We start from the raw sequence: 2,319 nt of genomic DNA, 5'->3' as shown, positions 1-2,319 counted from the left end.
ATGATAGAAAGCTCAGGCAGGCGGGTAAGCGATCTTGGAACAAACTCAGGGTATACGATGAAAGCATAGATCCAAAACAGAAGGTGGAGAAAAAGAAGCCTTTTCAAAAATCCATAAAAAAGTCTCTGTCTCCCCACGGGAGAAGAGAGAATCCTTTTCAGGAAAGACAGAGCCTTATGGAAAATGTCCGTAAAAGCCTTCAACAACGAATTTTCTCTCATAATCGCCGCCTCTCTTTTTGTTCATGTGCCAATGGAGTATGGAGTATAGTTTTACGAGGGACTATCGACATACAATTTTTGCACCAAAAGCGGTTTGCAAGATTTTCATAATCCTGCGGCCCTCAAACATTTACCACTTATGGCAGACTGTGGAATCAGTCTTCAGCCTCATCTTTTTCCACTTCACTTTCCTCTGCGGCATCTTCTTCCCGCCTTTCTTGATACCTGCGAAGCAGCAGAAGGATCAGAATTCCACCGCCCAATGCCAGTGCGAATCCGGGGAAAAACAAAAATACCCGTACAAAAATAATAAGCATGTAAATCATCAGCTTAACTGCCAGTATCAGAAAATAAGTCAAGCTCTGAAAAGAGATCAGCTCCCAGGAAGGAAGCAGTATATTACTGATACGAATCAAGAGATAAAGCAACATGAGCCCTAAAAGGAAGTCTTGAACGACTTTTTTGTCGAGAGGATTCTCTTCCATTTTCATCTCCTAGCGAATATATATCTTCTCGAACTCATAATTTCCGACAGAACCCGGCAGTTTACGAAGGATACCATTGTGATAGGAGTATAATTCCGGATAGGAGTCAATGATGTAGTCCTTCCGACATCTAAAAAGCAGACAACGGTTTTCCTGTATTGAGATGGAAGAATCGGACGGAGAATCATATCTAAATATCCTTTCGGCCATTTTATAAAGGATATCGGAATTCTCATCCTCAGGAGACAGATGAACCTGGAATTTCTGTCCATTTCTTATCAATACCTTTGGAGTACGATCCATTTCCTCAAATTCCGAAGGGGCGGGTGAGACCTGTATTGAATAAAACATCCCCTCGGGATCTTCATCGCAATGCGCAAGAAGAGAAGACTGCCAATTCGTCATCCGATAGGCTCTTCCGTTAAAGATCGCAAAATATTTTTGCTGATCCGGATGTGTGTCTAAAAGAAAGTGATTCCATTCCATCCTTTCATTGCGGCATTCAAAACAGACGATTGCCTGAGAATGAAAAACGATAAGTGTATAAATCACCTCCAGGGCGAGACAGCCTATGAATAGATTCCTCAAAAATCTCTTTCGACTCCCCGGATCCAGATACTTCCATAGAATCATTGCTCAGCTCCTTACACAAAAATAATCAGCTGTGGCTGGAGATATCTCCGGTCCATTTATAACAATAGCGGCAGGCTGGTTCTCTTCCGCTGCTAAGACCGGTATGCACTTACTAATATTGTCTCATGCATTGGCCCTTCCTTTTCCGTATCGGCGGAGTTAGAGTGCTTGCACAGCTCCACATGTCTTCCCCAATAGCTGCAAAAACGCTCCTTTGCCATATAAGAGAGAATAGGTCCCACCATCGAAAAACAATAAGAGTCAGGGGAGATAGGTCCGAAATTTTCCATCTCGGATAAAATCCCAGATCCAGTAAGAAACAAAACAGAGGAAAATGATATAAAACAGGCCGCAGAACATAGGCGGAAAGCTATTGAAAAAAAGATCCGTTGGATGAAAAGGCCAATAGATAAGTATAAAAATAAGATAAAAAAAGGTGAGTATAAAAAAAACGAGCAACCCTCCGATGGATCCCGGAATCGAAGACGGAGAGAAAAGCAGGGCATAAATCGAGAACGCAAGATAAATGTAAAGCAGCCTTTTCCAGAGGCCTCGCAGGAGCCTTTTCTTTTTTTCCGAGGGCGGCAGAGGAACTCTCTGACATGGTTCATCCTCCGGAGAAATGCTGTCCAGAATTTCGAATAAGGTTTTTTCTTTTTCCGGCTCTCCCTCCAAGCTCTCAAAAGAAGACAGGAAACCGTGTGGGTCCCGCCAGTATTTCCAGATGAAGCTGCCAATCCAGTAAAGGACAAGGCAGATAAGGATGATATAATATGCCAGCAGGAAGGGAGAAATATGGAAAAGGTATGGAGGAAAAAGAGGAAGAGCGAGGATAAGAGAGAAGAGGCAGGGGAGGATAAGGGAAAGCTCGGGCAAATGAGTGAGAGATCTCGGGACAAACTCAGGGTATGCAATGAAAGCATAAACCCAGAACAGAAGATAAAGGATAAGAAGCCGTTTCAAGAATCCATAGAGAAGTC

4 protein-coding genes are annotated in these 2,319 nt (G+C 43.0%); 2 read left to right on the top strand and 2 right to left on the bottom strand.

All coding sequences use genetic code 11. The features are described from left to right. Positions 1–332 (top strand): hypothetical protein (locus HMPREF1986_RS13430; protein WP_207636982.1); only part of this gene is annotated, 332 nt, incomplete at its 5' end. Positions 333–376: 44 nt separating this feature from the next. Here the strand turns inward: HMPREF1986_RS13430 and HMPREF1986_RS12400 are convergent. Both HMPREF1986_RS12400 and HMPREF1986_RS12395 read right to left on the bottom strand, forming a co-directional pair. Next, the gene (locus HMPREF1986_RS12400; RefSeq protein WP_036600697.1) at positions 377–706 is read right to left on the bottom strand and encodes a hypothetical protein; all 330 of its coding nucleotides are present in this window, start codon (positions 704–706) and stop codon (positions 377–379) included. 9 nt (positions 707–715) lie between these two features. Then, positions 716–1,339: a hypothetical protein gene (locus HMPREF1986_RS12395; protein ID WP_021775215.1), complete on the bottom strand. Its 624-nt coding sequence runs from the start codon at positions 1,337–1,339 to the stop codon at positions 716–718. Between the two features lie 795 nt (positions 1,340–2,134). Between HMPREF1986_RS12395 and HMPREF1986_RS13340 the strand changes: the two genes are divergently transcribed. Next, the coding region (locus HMPREF1986_RS13340; RefSeq protein ID WP_196806143.1) for a hypothetical protein at positions 2,135–2,319 on the top strand (185 nt) is incomplete at its 3' end.

Source organism: Oribacterium sp. oral taxon 078 str. F0263, from assembly GCF_000469565.1.
Taxonomy (GTDB): domain Bacteria; phylum Bacillota; class Clostridia; order Lachnospirales; family Lachnospiraceae; genus Oribacterium.
Note: the sequence above shows the minus strand (reverse complement) of the source record. Positions and strands in the feature narration are given on the sequence as shown.

Excerpts from the sequence above, each read along its gene's own strand:
- HMPREF1986_RS12395 (WP_021775215.1), bottom strand. The coding sequence starts at position 1,339 with ATGATTCTATGGAAGTATCTGGATCCGGGGAGTCGAAAGAGATTTTTG.
- HMPREF1986_RS12400 (WP_036600697.1), bottom strand. The coding sequence starts at position 706 with ATGGAAGAGAATCCTCTCGACAAAAAAGTCGTTCAAGACTTCCTTTTA.